Genomic DNA, 19,718 nt, shown 5'->3' with positions numbered 1-19,718 from the left:
CCCCACTTCCCCATCCGAAAACGCCAGCCGGAGCCCCCGCCCATGAGCGCCAACGAGTCCGCCCTGCCGCAGGACCGCAACGACAGCGGCTTCGCCGCCAAGGACCCGCCCAAGCGCCGGCGCGCGCTGCTGATCGTGACATCGGTCTTCCTGCTCGCCGGGCTGGCCTGGTTCCTGCTCTGGTTCTTCGTGCTCTCCACCCGCGAGACCACCGACAACGCCTATGTCGGCGGCAACCTGGTGGGCATTTCCGCCCAGGTGCCCGGCACCGTGATCGCGGTGATGGCCGACAATACCCAGCATGTCGAAGCCGGCCAGGTGCTGGTGCGCCTCGACCCCACCGATGCCGACGTGCGCCTGCGCCAGGCCCGCAGCGCGCTGGCGCTTGCCGTGCGCCAGGTGCGCGGGCAGACCGACAGCGCCAGCGGCGCCGACGCCGCGGTGGCCGCGCGCAAGGTGGAGCTGCAGAAGGCCCAGGCCGACCTCAGGCGCCACCTGCCGCTGGTGGCGGCGCAGGCCGAATCGCCCGAGATCGTGCAGCACCTGCGCGATGCCGTGGCCGGCGCGCAGGCGGCGCTGGATGCCGCCCAGGCGCAGGCCAACGCGGCGCACTCGGCCGTCGCCGGCACCGACATCGCCGGCAATCCCGCCGTGGAGCAGGCGCGCGCGAACTTCCGCGCCGCCTGGGTCGCCGCCCAGCGCAACACCATCGTGGCGCCGGTCGCCGGCTACGTGGCCGAGCGCGGCGTGCAACTGGGCAACAGCGTGGCGCCCGGCCAGCCGCTGATGAGCGTGGTGCCGCTGCACGACCTGTGGGTGGACGCGAACTTCAAGGAGAACCAGCTGCGCCACATCCGCATCGGCCAGCCGGCGAAGATCACCACCGACCTCTACGGCGGCAAGGTGGACTACCAGGGCAAGGTGATCGGCCTGGGCGCCGGCACCGGCAGCGTGTTCTCGCTGCTGCCCGCGCAGAACGCCACCGGCAACTGGATCAAGGTGGTGCAGCGCGTGCCGGTGCGCATCGCGCTGGACGACAAGGAGCTCGATCGTCACCCGCTGCGCGTGGGCCTGTCCGCCGACGTCACCGTGGACATCAGCCACGACGAGGGCAAGGTGCTGGCCGCGGGCCCGGCGCTGCCGGCCGCCGAGACCGCGGTGTACGACCGGATCGCCAGCCAGGCCGACGCCGAGGCCGAAAAGGTGATCGAGGCCAACCTCGGTACCGCCGACCCGTCGCGCTGAACCGCGCCGCCCCGAGCCCCAGCGAGCCCGCCCATGGCCACCACGCCCGAGAACGCCGCCCCGCCGAAGCCCCTGCACGGCGGCCCGCTGGCGCTGCTCACCATCGCCGTCGCGTTCAGCACCTTCATGGAAGTGCTGGACATGACCATCGTCAACGTGGCCGTGCCGCACATCTCCGGCAGCCTGGGCGTGAGCCCCAGCGAGGGCACCTGGACGATCAGCTCCTACGCGCTGGCCAGCGCGATCATGCAGCCGCTCACCGGCTGGTTGGCGCGGCGCTTCGGCGAGGTGCGCACCTTCGTGGCGTCGGTGCTGCTGTTCGTGGTGTTCTCGATGCTGTGCGGCCTGGCCACCAGCATGCCGATGCTGGTGGTGTGCCGCCTGCTGCAGGGCGCGGGCTCCGGCCCGATGGTGGCGCTGTCGCTGACCCTGCTGCTGAACAACTACCCCAAGGAGAAACAAGGCATCGCGCTGGCGCTGTGGGCGATGACCGTGGTGGTGGCGCCGATCTTCGGCCCGATCCTGGGCGGCTGGCTCACCGACAACTTCTCCTGGCCTTGGATCTTCTACATCAACCTGCCGGTGGGCCTGGCCGCGGCGGTGGTCACCTGGGCGATCCTGCGCAAGCGCGAGACGAAGACGTTCAAGGCGCCGATCGACGTGGTGGGCCTGGTGCTGCTGGTGGTCGGCGTGGGCTGCCTGCAGTTCATGCTGGACAACGGCAACGACCACGACTGGTTCGCCTCGCCGCTGATCCTCGCGCTGGGCATCACCGCGCTGGTCTGCCTCACCTTCCTGGTGGTGTGGGAGATCCACGCCAAGCACCCGGTGATCGACCTTTCGCTGTTCAGGCAGCGCAACTTCACCGTGGGCGTGATCGCGCTGACGCTGGGTATGTTCGCGTTCTTCGGCATCAACGTGGTGTTCCCGCTGTGGCTGCAGATCGACCTGGGCTACACCGCCACCTGGGCCGGCCTGGCCACTGCGCCGGTGGGCGTGCTGGCGTTCCTGCTGTCGCCGCTGCTGGGCCAGAACCTGCACCGGCTGGAACTGCGCGCGGTGGTGACGTTCTCGTTCCTGATCTTCGCGCTCACCTCGTACTGGTTCGCCAGCTTCGACAGCAACGCCTCGTTCTCCACCCTGGTGCTGCCGCGCTTCGTGATGGGCCTGGCGATCCCCTGCTTCTTCATCCCGCTGAACCAGATCTACCTTGCCGGCCTGCCCGCCTCGGAGATCGCGAACGCCTCCGGCCTGTCCAACTTCTGCCGCACCATGGGTTCCAGCATGTCCACCGCGATCACGGTGACGCTGTGGCAGCACCGCAGCGAGCTGCACCATGCCAACCTCACCGAAAACGTCAGCCCCGGCCACCCGGCGGCCATGCAGTTCATGCAGGACCTGGCCGCGCGCGGCATGCCGCACGGCCAGGCCCTGGGCCTGATCGACCAGTTGGTGAACCGCGAGGCCCTGACCCTGGCGGTGAACGACGTGTTCTGGGGCTGCGCAGTGCTGTTTCTGCTGCTGATCCCCATCCTGTGGTTCGCCAAACCGCCGTTCGGGGGCGCCGGCGGAGCCATGGGACACTGATTTTGCTGCAGACCACCTGGGCCTACATCGGCGCAGGGCAACCGCTGACGAACCAGACCAATTTCACGTCATGCATGCCAGTGGTCTACTGGTGCGGCGCAATACGTTCTGCTAGCTTCGCCGCATGGCACAAAACAAGCGCACCATCAAGAAGTATCCGAACCGTCGGCTCTACGACACCGAGATCTCCAGCTACATCACGCTGGAAGAGGTGCGTCAGCTCGTGCTGGACAACGAGGACTTCGAAGTCCGCGATGCCAAGACCGGCGAAGACCTCACCCGTTCCGTGCTGCTGCAGATCATCTCCGAGCACGAGGAGAAGGGGCAGCCGATGCTGTCGCCCCAGCTGCTCAGCCAGATCATCCGCTTCTACGGCGACTCGCTGCAGGGCTTCATGGGCCCGTACCTGGAACGCAGCCTGCAGGTGTTCCTGGACCAGCAGCAGCAGTTCCGCACCCAGCTCAACAGCCTGATGGGCCAGACCCCGTGGGCAATGGTGAACGAGCTGACCGAGCGCAACCTGGACGCGTGGAAAACCATGCAGCGCGGCCTGCTGGACGCCGCCGCGCAGATCACCCCGCCTGGCGGCAATCGCGGCGGCCACAAGAAGACCGGCTGAGCCCCCACTCCATCCCGTTGCCCGCGCGCCGCCCCGAGCGGCGCGTGGGCGTCATTGAAATTCGCGGCCATGGATGGCCGCCCGTGTGATCTTCGCAATCAGGGACGATTGCAAAAGTCCCCACATTCGCGGCCACGGACGGGCGCCCGTTTGACTCCCGCGATCAAGGACGAGCGCCAAACGGAGTTCACCATGGATGCAGCTTCCTCCCGCCTCGCCCTGGTCACCGGCGGTCTCGGCGGCCTCGGCATCGAAATCTGCCGCCAGCTGGCCCAGGCCGGCCGCCGCGTGGTCGCCGCCGACCTGCCCGCCAGCGAAGCGCGCCTCGCCAGCTTCCGCGAATCCACCGCGGAGTTCGGCGACAGGATCGTCCACGAAGCGATGGACGTCAGCGACCACGACGCCTGCGTCAACCTGGTCCGCCGCCTCGAACGCGAGCACGGCGGCGTGGACATCCTGGTCAACGCGGCCGGCATCACCCGCGACGCCAGCCTGCGCAAGATGACGCCCACGCAATGGCACGAGCTGATGCGGGTGAACCTGGACGGCGTGTTCAATACCAGCCATGCGGTGCTGGACGGCATGACCGAGCGGGGCTTCGGCCGCATCGTCAACATCAGCTCGGTGAACGGCCAGACCGGCCAGTTCGGCCAGACCAACTACTCGGCCGCCAAGGCCGGCGTGCACGGCTTCAGCATGGCGCTGGCACGCGAAACCGCGCGCAAGGGCGTCACCGTCAACACGGTTTCGCCCGGCTACTGCGACACGCCCATGGTGGCCGCGGTGCCGGCCGAGATCCGCGCCCAGATCGTCGCCGGCATCCCGGTGGGCCGACTGGGCCAGCCCGCCGACATCGCGCGCGCCGTGGCCTTCCTCGCCGCTGACGACGCCGGCTACCTCACCGGCGTCAACCTGCCGGTGAACGGCGGCTATTTCATGAGCTTCTGAAGCCCGCCGCGCGGCGCGTGTTGCAGTCGCGCGTCGCTTGCGGAACAGTGGCGAACCACCCTGCGGAGCGCGACATGGCGCAACGTCCTGCAATCACCCTGATCGGCGGCGGTCTGGTCGGCGCGCTGCTGGCCCGGCAACTGGCGCAGCAAGGCTTCGCGGTGGAAGTGTTCGAGAAGCGGCCCGACCCGCGCCGCGCGGGCTTCCTGGGCGGCCGTTCGATCAACCTCGCGCTGGCCGAGCGCGGCCTGCAGGCGCTGCGCACCGCGGGGCTGGCCGACGAGGTGCTGCTGCGCGCCGTCATGATGCGCGGACGCATGGTGCATGCGCTGGACGGCAGCAGCGGCCTGCAGCGCTACGGCGTGGACGACAGCGAGGTGATCTGGTCGGTGTCGCGCGGCGCGCTGAACATGCTGCTGCTGGATGCCGCCGAGGCGTGCGGCGTGCGTTTCCATTTCGGCCAGGCGCTGGCGGACGCGGACTTCGACCGCCGCCGCATCCGGCTGGTCGACGAGGCGGGCGCCCGGCGCTGGCACGACGCCGGCCTGCTGATCGGCGCCGACGGCGCGGGTTCCGCGCTGCGCGCGGCGATGGACGCCTACGCGCCGCTGGGCGAGCGCATCGAACCGCTCGGCCACGGCTACAAGGAACTGGAAATCCCCTCCGCCGAAACCCTGGCGCCGGGGCTGGTGCGGCAGGCCGGCGGCGAGGGGCACTTCGCGCTGGAGCCGCACGCACTGCACATCTGGCCGCGCGGCGGCTACATGTGCATCGCGCTGCCGAACGCCGAGGGCAGCTTCACCGTCACCTTGTTCCTGCCCGCCGAAGGCGCGCACCCCAGCTTCGCCAGCGTGCCCGACGCCGCCGCGGCGCGCACGTTCTTCGCCGCGGACTTCCCCGACCTGCTGCCGCTGATCCCGCGCTTCGACGCGGACTACGCGGAGCATCCGGTGGGCACGCTTTCCACGCTGTACCTGGAGCGCTGGCACCTGGACGACCGCGCCCTGCTGGTCGGCGACGCCGCGCACGCGATCGTGCCGTTCCACGGCCAGGGCATGAACTGCGGCTTCGAGGACACGGTGACGCTGGCGCAGCTGCTGGCCGCCGCGCCCGACGGCGCCGGCGTGTTCGCCGAGTTCCAGCGCATTCGCCAGCCGAACGCGGACGCGATCGCCGCGATGGCGCTGGAGAACTACGTGGAGATGCGCGACTCGGTGGCCGACCCGCGCTACCTCGCCCGGCGCGCGCTGGGCGCGAAGCTGGCCACGCGCATCCCGGGCCACTACATGGCGCGCTACCGGCTGGTCAGCTTCACCCACCTGCCCTATGCCTACGCGCTGGAACGCGGTCGCGCGCAGGACGCGTTGCTGGAACAATTGCTGCACGCCACGCCGGACCCGGAAGCGGTCGACCTCGACGCCGCCGTCCGGCTTTTCCAATCCACCCTGGAGCCGCTGCCGGAACCGCGCCATGGATGAAGCCCTGCTCGAAGCCTTTCGTTCCACCACCTACCACGTCTGCCTGGACGCGGTGCGCTGGGCCATCATCCGCGTGGACCTGCCGCTGCCCGCGCCGCTCGCCGCCGTGGTCGGGGCCCAGCCCTGGGCCTTCGTCACCGCCTGGAATCCGCAGGCGCGGCGCCGGCCGCCGGCCGAGAACGAGGCCGCCCAGCACGAACTGCTGGCCGCGCTGGAGCAGCAGGCCGGCGCCAAGGTCTACCCGGCCATCGGCGTGGGCACCTCCGGCTGGAGCGAACCCAGCCTGTTCGTGACCGGCGCCGGCGTAGCGACACTGGACGGGCTGACCCGTTCCCATGGCCAGCTGGCCTACGTGCACGGCGAAGCGGGCGGTCACGCCACGCTGCGCATCCTCGACTGAGACCGAAGCGGCAGCGCGCCGCATGGACAAGCTCGCCGGCCATTGCGGAGAATGGAAGCAATGACCGCAGCCGCCACCGCCCCCCTGCTCGAAGCGCACCGCCTGAGCTTCCACCGCCAGGACGAGCCGGTGTTCGCCCCGCTGGATTTCCGCGTGCATGAAGGCGAGCTGGTCCTGGTCGAGGGCGACAACGGCAGCGGCAAGACCACCTTGCTGCGCCTGCTGGCCGGCCTGCTGCACGCCAGCGAAGGCCGGTTGCAGTGGCGCGGCGAGCCGTGGCGGCGCGACGTGTGCGCCGGCGAGATCCTGTTCCTGGGCCACCACCTTGGCCAGAAACTGGAACTGAGCCCGCGCGAGAACCTCGCCTTCGCCGCCGGCCTGCACGGCCGCCGCGACGGCGTCTCGCCCGCGGCGGTGCTGGAGGAAGTGGGCCTTGCCGGCTACGAGGACGAGCCGGTGCGACGCCTTTCCGCCGGCCAGAAGAAGCGCGCCGCACTGGCGCGCCTGCTGCTGCAGCCGGCCGTGCTGTGGCTGCTGGACGAGCCCTACGCCAACCTCGACCGCCACGGCATCGCGCTGGTCAACCGGCTGCTGGAACGGCACGTGGCCGGCGGCGGCGCGGCGCTGGTGAGCAGCCATGGCGCGGTGGGCTTCCACGGCGGCGAGCCGCAGCGGATACGCATGCATGCGTGAGTTTTTTTCGCAGGACGCCGGGCGCCGCAGTGCGCGCGCCATCGCCCCCGTCAGGTTTGCGCACGCCACCCGGCACCCGGGCGCGCCCGCTACGCCGACGCCGCCTGACGCGAAGGTGCGCCGGTGAGCGCGCCGCCGCTGCCGCAGGCCTGCAGCGCGATGCTGCGGCGGGACCTCACGCTGGCATGGCGCCGGCGCGGCGATCTCGCGATGCCGGTGTTGTACGCGGTGATCGTGGCGGTGCTGTTTCCGTTCGCGCTGGGGCCGGACCTGGCGCTGCTGCAGCGTATCGCCGGCGGCGTGGTGCTGGTGACCGTGCTGCTGGCGATGCTGCTGGCGCTGGACGCGATGTTCGCCAGCGACATCGAGGACGGCTCGCTGGAACAACTCGTGCTGTCGCCGCAGCCGCTGGCGCTGATGCTGGGGATGAAGATCCTCGCGCACTGGCTGGCGACCGCGCTGCCGCTGATCGTGATCGCGCCGCTGCTGGCCGGCATGCTGCACCTGCCGCCCGCCGCGATGCCGGCGCTGCTGCTGGCGCTGCTGTTCGCCACGCCCCTGCTCAGCCTGCTGGGCGCGGTGCTGGTGGCGCTGACGGCCGGCACCCGGCGCTCTGGTATGCTGCTGGCCCTGATGTTGCTGCCGTTGTGCGTGCCGGTGGTGATCTTCGCGGCCGGCGCCGTGGCAGCGGCCCAGCAGGGCTTGCCCTGGCTGGCACCGATCGCGTGGCTGGCCGCCGCACTCATACTCTGCGTGGTGTTGGCGCCGCTGGCCTGCGCGGCGGCCCTGCGCATTGCCCTGGATTCGTAAGCGATGTCTACCTGGATTCCGCTCTGGTTGCACAAGCTCGGCTCGCCGCCGACGTTCTACCGCGTCGCCGGCGCGGTGCGGCCGTGGGCGATGGGGCTGGCGCTGCTGTGCGGCGCGATCGGCCTGTACGGCGGCCTGGTGCTGGCGCCGGCGGATTACCAGCAGGGCGACGCCTACCGCATCATCTTCATCCACGTGCCCAGCGCGTGGATGAGCATGTTCATCTACGCCGTGATGGGCGCGGCCGCGTTCGTCGCGCTGGTGTGGCGGGTGAAGCTGGCCGAGGTGGTGGCGATGGAATCGGCGCCGATCGGCGCGGCGTTCACCTTCATCACCCTGGTCACCGGCTCGCTGTGGGGCAAGCCGATGTGGGGCACCTGGTGGACCTGGGACGCCCGGCTCACCTCCGAACTGGTGCTGCTGTTCCTGTACCTGGGCGTGATCGGGCTGTACCACGCGTTCGAGGATCGCCGCCAGGGCGCACGCGCCGCGGGCTTCCTCGCGATCATCGGCATCATCAACGTGCCCATCGTGCACTGGTCGGTGACGTGGTGGAACACCTTGCACCAGGGCAGCACGGTGAACGTGTTCGGCCACTCGAAGATGCCGTGGGACATGCTCTGGCCGCTGCTGATGGTGATGCTGGCCACCAAGGCGTACTACGCGGCCAGCCTGTGCCGCCGCGCGCGCACCGACCTGCTGGCGCTGGAAAGCGGCAAGGACTGGGTGCGCCAGGTCGCGGAAACCGAGGCTGGCCGATGAACGCGTTGCAGCACTTCTTCGCCATGGGCGGCTACGGCGGCTACGTGTGGACGTCCTATGCGGTGTTCTTCGCCGTGCTGCTCGCCGACAACGTGGCGCCGCGGCTGCGCCGCCGCCGCGTCCTGCGCGACGTGCGCGGCCGGCTGGCGCGCCAGGACGCGCGCGCGCGCCGCACCACCTCCACCACTCCCTGACTCACGCCATGCCGATGAATCCCACCCGCAAGCGCCGGCTCACCCTCGTGATCGTGATCGCGGTCGCCGCCGCACTGGCGATCGGCCTGGGCGTGTACGCGCTGCAGCAGAACATGAACTACCTGTTCACCCCCAGCCAGGTGCAGTCGGGCCAGGCGACGCCGTACAAGACCTTCCGCCTGGGCGGCATGGTCAAGGCCGGCTCCATCCAGCGCAGCAAGGACTCGCTGGAGGTCACCTTCACCGTGGTCGACGCCAGCGGTGCGATGCCGGTGGAATACACCGGCATCCTTCCCGACCTGTTCCGCGACAACCAGTCGGTGATCGCCACCGGCCACATGGACGGCGCCCGTTTCGTCGCCACCGAGGTGCTCGCCAAGCACGACGAGACCTACATGCCCAAGGAACTCAAGGACGCGATGGCCAAGGCGCATGCCGATTCCAAGGTCAAGGAAGCCGTCGCGCAGGACAAGAGCCCATGACCCCCGAACTCGGCCAGCTCGCGCTGGTACTCGCCTTCCTGCTCGCCGTCGCGCAGGGCGTGCTGCCGCTGATCGGCGCCTGGCGCGGCAATCGCGCGCTGATGGCGGTGGCGCGTCCCGCAGCGGCCGGCCAGGCGGTGTTCGTGGCGATGGCGTTCGGCATCCTTGCGTGGGCCTTCCTGCGTTTCGATTTCTCGGTGCAGTACGTGGCCGACAACTCCAACCTCGCCCTGCCCTGGTATTACCGCATCGCCGCCGTGTGGGGCGCGCACGAGGGCTCGCTGCTGCTGTGGATCCTGATCCTCAACCTGTGGACGGTGGCGCTGGCCGCGCTCAGCCACAAGCTGCCCGAGGTGTTCGCCGCGCGCGTGCTGGGCGTGATGGGCCTGGTCGCGATCGGCTTCCTCGCCTTCATCATCTTCACCTCCGACCCGTTCGGCCGGCTGCTGCCGATGCCGGCCGACGGCGCCGACCTCAACCCGGTGCTGCAGGACCCGGGCATGACCTTCCACCCACCCGTGCTCTACATGGGTTACGTGGGCTTCTCGGTGGCGTTCGCGTTCTCCATCGCGGCGTTGCTGGGCGGCGAAGTGGAGCAGGCGTGGGTGCGCTGGGCGCGGCCGTGGACGAACGCGGCCTGGGGCTTCCTCACCCTCGGCATCGTGGCCGGCAGCTGGTGGGCGTACGCCGAGCTGGGCTGGGGCGGCTGGTGGTTCTGGGACCCGGTGGAAAACGCCAGCTTCATGCCATGGCTGGTGGGCGCGGCGCTGATCCACGCGCAGGCGATCACCGAGAAGCGCGGCGGCCTGCGTGCGTGGACCCTGCTGCTGTCGATCTTCGCGTTCTCGCTGTCGCTGCTGGGCACCTTCCTGGTGCGTTCGGGCGTGCTCACCTCGGTGCACGCATTCGCCTCCGACCCGCGCCGCGGCGTGTTCATCCTGGCCTTCCTTGCCGTCGTGGTGGGCGGTTCGCTGCTGCTGTACGCGCTGCGTGCGCCCAAGGTGGCGGGCGGCAAGCCGTTCCGCGTCGTCTCGCGCGAGACGGCGCTGCTGATCGGCAACCTGATGCTCGCCACCGCGGCGGCAATGGTGCTGCTGGGCACGCTGTTCCCGCTGCTGGGCGACGCGCTGCACCTGGGCCGCATCTCGGTGGGGCCGCCGTATTTCGGCCTGCTGTTCCCGCTGCTGATGCTGCCGGTGGTGCTGCTGCTGCCGTTCGGGCCGTTCCTGCACTGGGGCAACGCCGACGGCGGCGTGCTGAAGCAGGTGGCGCTGCGCGCGGGCATCGCCGCGGCGGCCTGCGCGATCGTGGCGGCGTTCTTCGTGCACGGCCAGCTCAAGGCCGTGGCCGGCGTGGCCGCGACGGTATGGGTTGCAGTGGGCGTGCTGCTGTACGCGCTCAAGCGCTGGCGCGAACTGCCGCGCGGCCGCCGCTATCCGGCCGAGATGGCCGGCATGCTGCTGGCGCACCTCGGCGTGGCGGTGTTCGTGACCGGCGTGCTGCTGTCCGAATCGCTGAGCGTCACGCACGACGTGCGCCTGGCGCCCGGCCAGAGCGAGGCCATCGCCGGCTACGCCTATCGTTTCGACGGCGTGCACCGGGTCGAGGGACCGAACTGGCGCGCCGACCAGGGCGTGGTCACCGTGCTGCGCGACGGCCGCACCGTGGCGGTGATGCATCCGCAGAAGCGCACCTATGCGCGCGAGCAGGTGCAGACGGAGTCGGCGGTGGACGCCGGCCTGTTCCGCGACCTGTACGTGGCGCTGGGCGAGCCGATGGACGCGAACAACGTCGAGGGCGCCTGGGCGCTGCGCCTGTACTACAAGCCCTTCGTGCGCTGGATCTGGGGCGGCGGCCTGCTGATGATGCTGGGCGGTTTCGTCTGCGCCGGCGACCGCCGCTTCCGCATCAAGCGCATCGCCGCGGAGTCGGCGGCGGCGACCGGCGCGATCGCACCGCAGGAATCGCCGGCATGAAGCGGCTGCTCCCGTTCCTGGTCTTCATGGGCCTGGTCGGCCTGTTCGGCTTCGGCATCTGGTGGAACACCTGGCACGACGCCCGCTACGTGCCCTCGCCGCTGATCGGCAAGCCCGCGCCCGACTTCGCGCTGCCGAAGCTGGATGCGCCCGGGCAGACCGTGACCAAGGCCAGCCTGCTCGGCAAGCCCTACCTGCTCAACGTGTTCGCGAGCTGGTGCGTGGCCTGCGCCGAGGAGCATCCAGTGCTGATGGCCGACGCCCGCCAGCTCGGCATCCCGCTGGTGGGCTACGACTACAAGGACGAGCCCGACGACGCCAGGCGCTGGCTGCGCGAGCACGGCAGCCCCTACGACCTGGTGATCGCCGACCAGCCGGGCCGCACCGCGATCGACTTCGGCGTGTACGGCGCGCCGGAAAGCTTCCTGATCGATGCGAAGGGCGTGATCCGCTACAAGCACATCGGCCCGCTCACCCCCGAGGTGATCGCGAAGGAACTGCTGCCGGCGATCGCCGCCGCAAAGCGGGAGGCGCCATGAGGCTGCGCCTTGCCATGCTCGCCGCGCTGCTGATGTTCGCCGGCGCGGCCTTCGCCACCAGCGGCGCGATCGAGCCGCTGCCGTTCAAGGACCACGCCCAGGAAGTGCGCTTCCAGAACCTCACCAAGCAGCTGCGCTGCATGGTCTGCCAGAACGAGAACCTGGCCGATTCCAACGCCGACCTCGCCCGCGACCTGCGGCTGGAAGTGTTCCAGCTGATGCAGCAGGGCAAGAGCGACGCCGAGATCAAGCAATACCTGGTGGACCGCTATTCCGATTTCGTGCTGTACGACCCGCCGCTGAAACCCGGCACCTTGCTGCTGTGGTTCGGGCCGCTGGCGATCCTGCTGGCCGGCGGCGCGGTGGTGGCGCTGGCGGTGCGCCGGCGCAGCCGCGGCAATGGCGCCAGCGACAATGACAAGCCTGCCGCCGACAGGCCGGGCGCCGACGAAGCGGCCGATACGGGGGACGACTGGTGAAGCTCGCGTTCTATCTGGCCGCCGCCGCGATGGTCGCGGTGGCGCTCGCCCTGCTGCTGGTGCCCTTGCTGCGCGCGGGACGCCGGGACGGCCGCCCGCGCGGCGTGTTCCTGCTGGCGCTGGGCATCGCCCTGCTGCTGCCGATCGGCGCCGGCGCGCTGTACCTGCACGTCGGCACCCCGGTCGCGCTGGACGGCGTACCCGCCGCGCCCAGGCCCATGGACTTCCAGCAGGCGATGAGCGAGCTGCGCGCCCACCTCCGGCAGCAGCCCGACGACGCGAAGGGCTGGGCGCTGCTGGCCGACGCCACCGCCGCGCTGAAACAGCCGGAGCAGGCGCGCGACGCCTGGGATCACGTGCTGAAGATCGAGCCGGACAACGTGGCGGCGATGGTGGGCTGGGCCGAAACCGATTCGATGGTGCGCAGCGACCACCTGATCCAGGGCCGCGCGACCGACCTGCTGCACCGCGCACTGGAGTTGCAGCCGGACAGCCAGCGCGCGCTGTGGCTGCTGGGCATCAGCCAGTTCCAGCAGACGCAGTACACGGACGCCGCCGCCACCTGGCGCAGGCTGCAGCCGCTGCTGGAACCGGGCTCCAACGTGGCCAAGGTGGTGGCCGAGCAGATCGCGAACGCCGATGCCCGCGCCGGTGGTGGCGCCGCCGAACCCGCGTCGGCGGCGCGCCAAGGCGCCGCGTTGAAGGTGGAGGTGAACCTCGCCCCTTCGCTCAGGGACAAGCTGCGGCCGGGCGACCAGCTCTACGTCTACGCCCGCGCGGTGAATGGCCCGCCCATGCCGCTGGCGGTGGCGAAGCTGGCCGCCGACGCGCTGCCCGCCACGGTCACGCTCACCGACGTGATGGCGATGACGCCGGCCCTGAAACTCTCCTCGGTGACGCGCGTGGAAGTGGCGGCACGGATCAGCCACAGCGGCCAGCCGATCGCCCAGCCGGGCGACCTGGAAGGCAGCGCCGGCATCGTCGACACCAACCGCACGACGCCGATCGCCATCACCATCGACAAGGTGCACTGAGATGGCCGACGCGCGCCGCTACTGCGCCCTGCCCTCGCCCTTCCCGATGAAACGCGGCGGCGCGCTGCATGGCGCACGCGTAGCCTACGAGACCTGGGGCACGCTGAACGCCGCACGCGACAACGCGATGCTGGTGCTTACCGGCCTCTCGCCCAGCGCGCACATGATGTCGTCCGCGCAGGACCCCAGCCCCGGCTGGTGGGAAGGCATGGCCGGCCCCGGCAAGGCGATCGACAGCGACCGCTGGTTCGTGATCTGCGTGAACTCGCTGGGCAGCGACAAGGGCTCCACCTGCCCCGCCTCGATCAACCCCGCGACCGGCGAGGCATATCGGCTCGACTTCCCGGAACTATCGCTGGAAGACGTGGCGAACGCGGCACACGCCGTGGTGCGGGAACTCGGCATCGGGAAACTGGCCTGCCTGATCGGCTGCTCGATGGGCGGCATGGCCGCGCTCGCCTACATGCTGCTGCACCCCGGCACGGTGCGCGCCCACGTCAGCGTGGACACCGCACCGCAGGCGCAGCCCTTCGCGATCGCGATCCGCTCGCTGCAGCGCGAGGCGATCCGACTCGACCCGCAGTGGGCCAACGGCAGCTACGACATCCACGGCGACGGCGAACGCTATCCCGACATGGGCATGAGCATCGCGCGCAAGCTGGGCGTCATCACCTACCGCTCGGCGATGGAGTGGAACGGCCGCTTCGCGCGCATCCGGCTCGACGCCGAGCAGCGCGAGGAGCAGCCCTTCGGCTTCGAATTCCAGGTGGAGTCCTACCTCGAAGGCCACGCCCGCCGCTTCGTGCGCAGCTTCGACCCGAACAGCTACCTCTACCTCTCGCGCGCCAGCGACTGGTTCGACATCGCCGAGTACGGCAACGGCAGCGTGATGGCGGGCCTCGAACGCATCTGCATCGAGCGCGCGCTGGTGATCGGCGTCAGCACCGACATCCTGTTTCCGCTGGAGCAGCAGGAACAGATCGCCGAAGGCCTCGAAGCCGCCGGCGCCCGCGTGGACTTCGTGGCGCTGGATTCGCCGCAAGGCCACGACGCGTTCCTGGTCGACATCGAGAACTACAGCCGCGCGATCGGCGGCTTCCTGACCAGGCTGTAGACGGCCCGCGCCTCCAGTTGGCCTGTTCCGCCTTCCGGACCTCCACGCGCTGGCGGACGTGGTCGTCGTGGCCGGCCTCGGTGCGCAGCGTGGCGCGACCCATGGCGACACCAGCAGCGCCGGCACGCGCCTGCCTCGTCGCCCTGCACGTTTTCAAGCCGATTCGTGACGACATGGCGCGCGCCCGCAGGCATGCACATATGGTTATTGCCGATCGTTATAATGACCGTACCGTTTCACTCTTTCGCGCGGAGGGCCGCCATGCTCACTACCGAGTTTCCCGGTTGTCGCCAGCTGATCGATGCCATCGACACGGCGGTCGCCCAGGCCAGCACCCCGGCCATCACCGACAGCCTGCGCAACAGCCTGTGCCGCCTGATCCGCGGCAACCAGATCCAGCTGCCCGGGTGCGTGCTGGAGACCGCCGAAGGCCGCTACGCGCGACGCGAACTGTACCGCAGCGAGGACCACGGCTACTGCGTGGTGGCGATGACCTGGGGTCCCGGCCAGGGCACGCCCATCCACGACCACGCCGGCATGTGGTGCGTGGAAGGCGTGTGGCGCGGCGCGCTGGACGTGGTGCAGTACGAGCGCACCGAGGACGTGGAAGGCCACTACCGCTTCCAGCCGGTGGGCTCGGTGCAGGCCGGCCCCGGTTCGGCCGGCAGCCTGATCCCGCCGCACGAATACCACACCATCCGCAATCCCAGCGAGCAGGACATCGCGGTCAGCCTGCACATCTACTCCGGCAACATGACCCGTTGCGCCGTGTTCCAGCCGCTCGCCGGCGACCACGGCTACGAGCGTTGCGAACGCCAGCTGGGGCTCGACCCGGTGCACTGAAGGCGGCATAATGCGCAACCCGCGTGCCGGAACGGCATGCGGGTTCGCCGGTTCCGCGCCGGCAGCACCATGCAACATCGCGTCGCGCCCGAGTGGTGGAATTGGTAGACGCAGAGGACTCAGACCCAATTTGAGCCCTCCGGGGGAAACCCCAGAGGTGAAGCCCGTCAAACTCGGTGAAGGCCCTGGACGATGAGTCCGAGCTGATGCCGAGCCAAGCCCCGGACCGCAACATCCCGGGGAAGGTGTAGAGAGCAGACGGCGGGCACCTACGGCCGAAAGGCTACGGTGAAGGCGTGCTCCAGACCACGAACGCCCTGCCCCGCGCAGGCCGGCGGCGAAAGCCGAAGTGGGAAGAAAATCCTCCGCCGCAAGGCTTGTCGGTTCGAGTCCGACCTCGGGCACCATTTGACGGTTTCAGGCAGTACCAGCACAACCCGGAAACCGACCTAAACCCGCGTAATTGCGGGTTTTTTCATGCCTGAAGGGTGCTAGGCAGTGCCACCGGGCACCCCTGAAGCCCGGGGTACACGGGGGTATTTCTCGGGGTACATGGCCGTGATAGGCTGCGCAGGAACTTGCTTGTACCCCCAAATCGGCAGCAAGCCGCTTGCGAGATACCCCATGCTCACCGACACCGCCATACGCAAGACCAAGACCACCGACAAAGCACAGAAGCTGTTCGACGGCGGCGGCCTGTTCCTGCTGGTGCACCCGAACGGCTCCCGGTACTGGCGGCTGAAGTACCGGGTGGACGGGAGGGAGAAACTGCTTGCGCTGGGCGTGTACCCCACCGTCTCCCTTGCCGATGCCCGGGAGCGCCGCGAGGATGCCCGGAAGCTGCTGGCGAACGGCAGCGACCCCAGCGAGGTGAAGAAGGCAGCAAAGGCCGAACGGCTGGAAGCGGCCACCGTTGCGGCGGACACGTTCGAGACCGTAGCGCGTGACTGGCTGGCGCGACAGGTTGGCGCCGAGATCACCCTGAGCAAATCGCGGTGGATTCTGGAATCGTACCTGTTCCCCGAGATCGGCAGCTTGCCGCTGGCCGAGGTTACCCCGCGTGTCCTGCTGGATGCCCTGCGGAAGATCGAGGAACGCGGGATTGTGGAGACCGCACACCGGGCCAAGATCAAGGCCGGTCAGGTGTTCCGCTGGGCGATTCTGGAAGGCAGGGCCGAGGTAGACCCCACGGCCAGCCTGCGGGGCGCGTTGAAGCCCCCGAGGAACAAGCACCACGCCGCCATCACCGACCCGGCCAAGATCGGTGAACTGCTGCGGGCCATCGACGGCTTCAGCGGTCAGTACGTCACCCTGTGTGCGTTGAAGCTGGCGCCGATGTTGTTCGTGCGCCCCGGTGAGCTGCGCAAGGCCGAATGGTCAGAGTTCGACGTGGACGGCGCAATCTGGCGCATCCCCGGTGAACGCATGAAGATGAAGGCAGCGCACATCGTTCCCCTAGCTTCGCAGGCCGTGGACGTGCTGAGGGAGCTGCACGACCTCACAGGCAGCGGCCAGTACGTGTTCCCCGGTGCCCGCAGCGCCAGCCGCCCCATGTCGGAGAACACCATCAACGCGTCCCTGCGGCGGCTTGGGTATGGCAAAGACGAAGTGACCGGCCACGGCTTCCGCAGCATGGCCGCCAGCCGCTTGAACGAACTGGGGTGGAACGCGGACGCCATCGAGCGCCAGCTAGCGCATGCGGAGTCGAACAAGGTCCGGGCAGCGTACACACACGCGGCGCAGTACTTGGACGAACGCAAGCGGATGATGCAGGCATGGGCCGACTATCTGGAGGGTCTGCGCAACGGCGCGGCCGTGGTGCCCTTCCGCCGTAAGGCCGGGGGCTGATCCCGGCCAATGTTTCCGCGCGCGTCCGTCCTCATCTGTCGTTTTGCCCACGGGGCCGCGCAGGGGTCGTGAGGGGTAAAACGGAGGGCATAGGACCAAGGAAGCCCGCCCCCGTCCCCTGCGTCCCACCCGGTGCCGGTATAACCACGAACGTAGGACGAAAGACCACCACGCCCCGCAGACACACAGACGGCCCCGAGGGGGGCCGCTGTCGTTTCCATCAGGCACCGCAGGCACCCCATCAGACGGCGAACTGGTACACCCGCCCGAGCCCCAGCCGGAACCACCCGAGGCACAGCATGAAGCCCGAGGTGTGGTCGCCATCATCGGCAGGCGGCTGATGCCACAGCGTCCACGATCTGAGATGCCATGTGGTCGAGCTGGCGCGGTCACCACACCCCGACCAGTTACGGCCGATCCACTTGTCTTTAGGCAGCAGGCCGTCATTGCGCAGGGCGATCACCCGGCCACGCACCCGCAGTTCCACGTCCACACCGTACATGCCCACACTCCCCAGCAACCCCGCAGGAACCCAACACCGCACCAGCGGGAAACGATGCGATGGCGGGAAGATGCCCGAAAGAACCTGGGGCGCAACCGGTATACTCTGACCACCCAGCGTCTAGCCGGGTGACACACGTCAACAGTTGTCGACTCGCAAGTCTCCCGACGTGGCACGCGTAGGTGCCCCACAGGCCCGAGCAGGCACCCATGGGCACCATGCTGCCGATGGTCGAAGCCATGAACGCACGCACCGAGGCCGCAAGGATTCTCCAAGCAACCCGCTGGTATCCCACCGTTGCCCTCGCCATCGTCACCGCTGGAGCTATCGGCGCACTCGCCGCTGTCGCCATGGTTGCCGTGTGGGTACTGCTGGTGGGTGAGGGGGTAAAACGCACAGCCTAGGGGGAAGGCCAGCACGGCCCGCCCCCGTCCCCTGAGTCCCACCCGGTGCGGGTAAAACTCGGAACGTAGGACGAAGGGCATACCGGCCCTGTACCACCCCCATCACCCCACATCTCCCCGAGGAAGCCCCACAGGCTCCCCCGGTGCCTTGTCGTGCCCGTCTACCTGCTGCGCAGGGGGCGGTCACTGAAGCGCCCACCTGTCTGCCTGCGCAGGCTCGGGCAGTCCACCACCACCGCAGGCGCAGACCACCGAGGAAACAACCGCATGAAGAACCTTGCCCCCGCACTACTGGCCGCCGCCATCATGTTGCAAGAGCCGACTGAGCAAGAGCCTTTCACCTTTCGAACTGTCACATTCGACATGCCCACGTTCGACAGATTGAAGGAGTTGCAGCGACGGCTTGAATCCCGCATCCGCAGGGACACCAGCAACACCGAGGTATTGAAGTATCTGCTGCACACCCACCCCGAGGCGCAGGAGGCGTTCGGTGGAGTGTGAGGCAATGGGCGACCAGCCCGAGGCCGCAGACCACGCGGAAGAAGGCGCCCGTGTCGTGGCGCTTGTAGGCGACCTGTATGACACCATCAGCCCGGAAGGATGGATGTGGGCGCTGAAGCTGCTGGCGGCGCGAGCGCTGGACAATGCACGGAAGCGTGCACAAGGTGCAGTCAATGACCGTTGACCAGACCTTGCAGCGGTTGAAGGCCGCCGAGGTGCGCCGCGTGGCGATCACCGAGCTGCGGACGGATGATGCCTTGCAGCCCCGCGATATACGGCTGGTGCCGTATGCAGAACGGACGCGGACCGAAGGACGTAGCGAGGATCACATCGGCACGATGTTGCTTGCCCTGAGGGCATCTGCCGAGGTGCAGCTAGAGCCCCTGTTGTTAGCGGAGATTGACGGCAGCTTGTTTGTGGTCGATGGACACCACCGCCTGAAGGCGTACCAGCGGGCACAACGGGAGACCATCCCGGCCCGTGTGATGCCCATGAAGCACCACATGGCGGTCATGGTTTCGCAGCTAGTGAACTGCGAGGGCCGGTCTCTGGAAATGCACCAGGAACAGCGCCGTGAATCGGCGTGGCAATACCTGGCCCATGTGACACAGCGAGGTGCCCGTGGGCTGCCTGCCGGGGAATCCATGCGGACCATCGCGGCACGCTTCGGCATCCCGACTCACGTCACCATCTCCAACATGCTGCGCAGGTTGCCCACGGTAAGCCCTCAGGACTTCACCACCGAGGCACACAACCCCGGCACTGGCTTCCCTCAATGGCGACATGTACGCGGCCCACGCACCGCCCACTGGAAAGAGATGGCTGAGAAGATGACCCCCGAGCAATTGCACACGCGAGACCTTGAGAAGCTGAAGGTGAAGATCGGTGCCCTGTTGGGCAAGGCTGATCCGAAGGTGGCACACGAGGCGCTGGCCGATCTCTGGAAGGAGGCAACGGATGACGTGCGCCTTGCAGAGGAACAGGCGTTCCGTGAGGAGACTGCGGAAGCCTTCGCGGACTTCTGAGGCGCCCCCTGTTCAGTTTCAGGGGTCGAAAGGTGTTCAATTTGAACACCGCAAGAATGGCTCAACCACGCCACCGACTGTTCATTTTGAACAGGCCCATGTGAACAGCAACGGGCACCCAACCGGGCACCCCCGGAGCTGAACGACCCGGCTGTCTGTTTCAGACACCGCCCCTGTTCAAATTGAACACCACGCCCACGCGGTCACCCTGCCGCCCCCATCCGGGCACCCCCAC

General features: G+C 68.9%; 23 protein-coding genes. 22 read left to right on the top strand and 1 reads right to left on the bottom strand.

What is annotated here, in order from left to right:
* Positions 1 to 42 precede the first annotated feature (42 nt).
* The 18 genes from PCA_RS08880 (at position 43) to PCA_RS08795 (ending at position 17,051) form a co-directional block, all read left to right on the top strand.
* Positions 43 to 1,245 (top strand): efflux RND transporter periplasmic adaptor subunit, encoded by a 1,203-nt coding sequence (locus PCA_RS08880; protein ID WP_181302257.1) that lies wholly within the window; start codon positions 43 to 45, stop codon positions 1,243 to 1,245.
* Positions 1,246 to 1,278: 33 nt separating this feature from the next.
* The gene (locus PCA_RS08875) at positions 1,279 to 2,832 is read left to right on the top strand and encodes a DHA2 family efflux MFS transporter permease subunit (RefSeq protein ID WP_181302256.1); all 1,554 of its coding nucleotides are present in this window, start codon (positions 1,279 to 1,281) and stop codon (positions 2,830 to 2,832) included.
* 124 nt (positions 2,833 to 2,956) lie between these two features.
* Positions 2,957 to 3,451 carry a polyhydroxyalkanoate synthesis repressor PhaR gene (phaR, locus tag PCA_RS08870; RefSeq protein WP_181302255.1) on the top strand — a complete coding sequence of 165 codons (495 nt, stop codon included), beginning with the start codon at positions 2,957 to 2,959 and terminating at the stop codon, positions 3,449 to 3,451.
* A gap of 192 nt (positions 3,452 to 3,643) precedes the next feature.
* On the top strand, positions 3,644 to 4,399 hold the full coding sequence (gene phbB, locus PCA_RS08865) for an acetoacetyl-CoA reductase (protein WP_181302254.1): 756 nt from the start codon (positions 3,644 to 3,646) through the stop codon (positions 4,397 to 4,399).
* Positions 4,400 to 4,473: 74 nt separating this feature from the next.
* Positions 4,474 to 5,877: an NAD(P)/FAD-dependent oxidoreductase gene (locus tag PCA_RS08860; protein ID WP_181302253.1), complete on the top strand. Its 1,404-nt coding sequence runs from the start codon at positions 4,474 to 4,476 to the stop codon at positions 5,875 to 5,877.
* Positions 5,870 to 6,277, top strand: coding sequence for a DUF3293 domain-containing protein (locus PCA_RS08855; RefSeq protein WP_181302252.1), 408 nt, complete (start codon positions 5,870 to 5,872; stop codon positions 6,275 to 6,277). The genes PCA_RS08860 and PCA_RS08855 overlap by 8 nt, the downstream gene beginning before the upstream one ends.
* 60 nt (positions 6,278 to 6,337) lie before the next feature.
* On the top strand, positions 6,338 to 6,970 hold the full coding sequence (gene ccmA / locus PCA_RS08850; protein WP_181302251.1) for a cytochrome c biogenesis heme-transporting ATPase CcmA: 633 nt from the start codon (positions 6,338 to 6,340) through the stop codon (positions 6,968 to 6,970).
* A 123-nt stretch (positions 6,971 to 7,093) separates the two neighbouring features.
* Entirely contained in the window at positions 7,094 to 7,780 is a 687-nt protein-coding gene (ccmB, locus tag PCA_RS08845; RefSeq protein WP_181302250.1) for a heme exporter protein CcmB, read from the top strand.
* Between the two features lie 3 nt (positions 7,781 to 7,783).
* The gene (locus PCA_RS08840; RefSeq protein WP_181302249.1) at positions 7,784 to 8,542 is read left to right on the top strand and encodes a heme ABC transporter permease; all 759 of its coding nucleotides are present in this window, start codon (positions 7,784 to 7,786) and stop codon (positions 8,540 to 8,542) included.
* Positions 8,539 to 8,736 (top strand): heme exporter protein CcmD, encoded by a 198-nt coding sequence (ccmD, locus tag PCA_RS08835; RefSeq protein ID WP_181302248.1) that lies wholly within the window; start codon positions 8,539 to 8,541, stop codon positions 8,734 to 8,736. The genes PCA_RS08840 and ccmD overlap by 4 nt, the downstream gene beginning before the upstream one ends.
* 14 nt (positions 8,737 to 8,750) lie before the next feature.
* Positions 8,751 to 9,218 carry a cytochrome c maturation protein CcmE gene (gene ccmE / locus PCA_RS08830; RefSeq protein WP_181302389.1) on the top strand — a complete coding sequence of 156 codons (468 nt, stop codon included), beginning with the start codon at positions 8,751 to 8,753 and terminating at the stop codon, positions 9,216 to 9,218.
* Positions 9,215 to 11,194, top strand: coding sequence for a heme lyase CcmF/NrfE family subunit (locus PCA_RS08825; protein WP_181302247.1), 1,980 nt, complete (start codon positions 9,215 to 9,217; stop codon positions 11,192 to 11,194). The genes ccmE and PCA_RS08825 overlap by 4 nt, the downstream gene beginning before the upstream one ends.
* Positions 11,191 to 11,733, top strand: coding sequence for a DsbE family thiol:disulfide interchange protein (locus PCA_RS08820; RefSeq protein WP_181302246.1), 543 nt, complete (start codon positions 11,191 to 11,193; stop codon positions 11,731 to 11,733). The genes PCA_RS08825 and PCA_RS08820 overlap by 4 nt, the downstream gene beginning before the upstream one ends.
* The gene (locus PCA_RS08815; protein WP_181302245.1) at positions 11,730 to 12,212 is read left to right on the top strand and encodes a cytochrome c-type biogenesis protein; all 483 of its coding nucleotides are present in this window, start codon (positions 11,730 to 11,732) and stop codon (positions 12,210 to 12,212) included. Before PCA_RS08820 ends, PCA_RS08815 begins: the two co-directional genes overlap by 4 nt.
* Positions 12,209 to 13,246, top strand: a complete 1,038-nt coding sequence (locus PCA_RS08810; protein ID WP_181302244.1) for a hypothetical protein — start codon at positions 12,209 to 12,211, stop codon at positions 13,244 to 13,246. Before PCA_RS08815 ends, PCA_RS08810 begins: the two co-directional genes overlap by 4 nt.
* Position 13,247: 1 nt before the next feature.
* Positions 13,248 to 14,360, top strand: a complete 1,113-nt coding sequence (locus tag PCA_RS08805) for a homoserine O-acetyltransferase (protein WP_181302243.1) — start codon at positions 13,248 to 13,250, stop codon at positions 14,358 to 14,360.
* Positions 14,361 to 14,621: 261 nt separating this feature from the next.
* Positions 14,622 to 15,203, top strand: a complete 582-nt coding sequence (locus PCA_RS08800; protein ID WP_181302242.1) for a cysteine dioxygenase family protein — start codon at positions 14,622 to 14,624, stop codon at positions 15,201 to 15,203.
* Positions 15,204 to 15,827: 624 nt separating this feature from the next.
* Positions 15,828 to 17,051 (top strand): integrase arm-type DNA-binding domain-containing protein, encoded by a 1,224-nt coding sequence (locus tag PCA_RS08795; protein WP_181302241.1) that lies wholly within the window; start codon positions 15,828 to 15,830, stop codon positions 17,049 to 17,051.
* 241 nt (positions 17,052 to 17,292) lie between these two features.
* On the opposite strand, the gene PCA_RS08790 is transcribed toward PCA_RS08795, so the two are convergent.
* Complete coding sequence (locus tag PCA_RS08790) at positions 17,293 to 17,553, bottom strand: hypothetical protein (protein WP_181302240.1); 261 nt, start codon at positions 17,551 to 17,553, stop codon at positions 17,293 to 17,295.
* A 209-nt stretch (positions 17,554 to 17,762) separates the two neighbouring features.
* Here PCA_RS08790 and PCA_RS08785 point away from each other — a divergent pair, with 209 nt between their 5' ends.
* The 4 genes from PCA_RS08785 to PCA_RS08770 all read left to right on the top strand — a co-directional run bounded on the left by PCA_RS08785 (position 17,763) and on the right by PCA_RS08770 (position 19,483).
* Positions 17,763 to 17,957, top strand: a complete 195-nt coding sequence (locus tag PCA_RS08785) for a hypothetical protein (protein ID WP_181302239.1) — start codon at positions 17,763 to 17,765, stop codon at positions 17,955 to 17,957.
* A 267-nt stretch (positions 17,958 to 18,224) separates the two neighbouring features.
* Positions 18,225 to 18,458 carry a hypothetical protein gene (locus PCA_RS08780; RefSeq protein ID WP_181302238.1) on the top strand — a complete coding sequence of 78 codons (234 nt, stop codon included), beginning with the start codon at positions 18,225 to 18,227 and terminating at the stop codon, positions 18,456 to 18,458.
* A 4-nt stretch (positions 18,459 to 18,462) separates the two neighbouring features.
* On the top strand, positions 18,463 to 18,642 hold the full coding sequence (locus PCA_RS08775) for a hypothetical protein (RefSeq protein ID WP_181302237.1): 180 nt from the start codon (positions 18,463 to 18,465) through the stop codon (positions 18,640 to 18,642).
* Complete coding sequence (locus tag PCA_RS08770; protein WP_181302236.1) at positions 18,632 to 19,483, top strand: ParB/RepB/Spo0J family partition protein; 852 nt, start codon at positions 18,632 to 18,634, stop codon at positions 19,481 to 19,483. The genes PCA_RS08775 and PCA_RS08770 overlap by 11 nt, the downstream gene beginning before the upstream one ends.
* The last annotated feature ends 235 nt before the right edge of the window (positions 19,484 to 19,718 follow it).

This window comes from Rhodanobacter sp. PCA2, assembly GCF_013620825.1.
In the GTDB taxonomy this organism is placed as follows: Bacteria; Pseudomonadota; Gammaproteobacteria; order Xanthomonadales; family Rhodanobacteraceae; genus Rhodanobacter_A.
Note: the sequence above shows the minus strand (reverse complement) of the source record. Positions and strands in the feature narration are given on the sequence as shown.

Bases quoted from the DNA above. Each gene is read 5' to 3' on its own strand.
- PCA_RS08785 (WP_181302239.1), top strand. From the start codon at position 17,763: ATGGGCACCATGCTGCCGATGGTCGAAGCCATGAACGCACGCACCGAG.
- PCA_RS08875 (WP_181302256.1), top strand. From the start codon at position 1,279: ATGGCCACCACGCCCGAGAACGCCGCCCCGCCGAAGCCCCTGCACGGC.
- PCA_RS08825 (WP_181302247.1), top strand. From the start codon at position 9,215: ATGACCCCCGAACTCGGCCAGCTCGCGCTGGTACTCGCCTTCCTGCTC.
- PCA_RS08855 (WP_181302252.1), top strand. From the start codon at position 5,870: ATGGATGAAGCCCTGCTCGAAGCCTTTCGTTCCACCACCTACCACGTC.
- PCA_RS08800 (WP_181302242.1), top strand. From the start codon at position 14,622: ATGCTCACTACCGAGTTTCCCGGTTGTCGCCAGCTGATCGATGCCATC.
- PCA_RS08805 (WP_181302243.1), top strand. From the start codon at position 13,248: ATGGCCGACGCGCGCCGCTACTGCGCCCTGCCCTCGCCCTTCCCGATG.
- PCA_RS08860 (WP_181302253.1), top strand. From the start codon at position 4,474: ATGGCGCAACGTCCTGCAATCACCCTGATCGGCGGCGGTCTGGTCGGC.
- phbB (WP_181302254.1), top strand. From the start codon at position 3,644: ATGGATGCAGCTTCCTCCCGCCTCGCCCTGGTCACCGGCGGTCTCGGC.
- PCA_RS08770 (WP_181302236.1), top strand. From the start codon at position 18,632: ATGACCGTTGACCAGACCTTGCAGCGGTTGAAGGCCGCCGAGGTGCGC.
- ccmD (WP_181302248.1), top strand. From the start codon at position 8,539: ATGAACGCGTTGCAGCACTTCTTCGCCATGGGCGGCTACGGCGGCTAC.
- PCA_RS08795 (WP_181302241.1), top strand. From the start codon at position 15,828: ATGCTCACCGACACCGCCATACGCAAGACCAAGACCACCGACAAAGCA.
- PCA_RS08840 (WP_181302249.1), top strand. From the start codon at position 7,784: ATGTCTACCTGGATTCCGCTCTGGTTGCACAAGCTCGGCTCGCCGCCG.
- ccmE (WP_181302389.1), top strand. From the start codon at position 8,751: ATGAATCCCACCCGCAAGCGCCGGCTCACCCTCGTGATCGTGATCGCG.
- PCA_RS08790 (WP_181302240.1), bottom strand. From the start codon at position 17,553: ATGTACGGTGTGGACGTGGAACTGCGGGTGCGTGGCCGGGTGATCGCC.
- PCA_RS08820 (WP_181302246.1), top strand. From the start codon at position 11,191: ATGAAGCGGCTGCTCCCGTTCCTGGTCTTCATGGGCCTGGTCGGCCTG.
- PCA_RS08780 (WP_181302238.1), top strand. From the start codon at position 18,225: ATGAAGAACCTTGCCCCCGCACTACTGGCCGCCGCCATCATGTTGCAA.
- phaR (WP_181302255.1), top strand. From the start codon at position 2,957: ATGGCACAAAACAAGCGCACCATCAAGAAGTATCCGAACCGTCGGCTC.
- PCA_RS08815 (WP_181302245.1), top strand. From the start codon at position 11,730: ATGAGGCTGCGCCTTGCCATGCTCGCCGCGCTGCTGATGTTCGCCGGC.
- PCA_RS08880 (WP_181302257.1), top strand. From the start codon at position 43: ATGAGCGCCAACGAGTCCGCCCTGCCGCAGGACCGCAACGACAGCGGC.
- ccmA (WP_181302251.1), top strand. From the start codon at position 6,338: ATGACCGCAGCCGCCACCGCCCCCCTGCTCGAAGCGCACCGCCTGAGC.
- PCA_RS08775 (WP_181302237.1), top strand. From the start codon at position 18,463: ATGGGCGACCAGCCCGAGGCCGCAGACCACGCGGAAGAAGGCGCCCGT.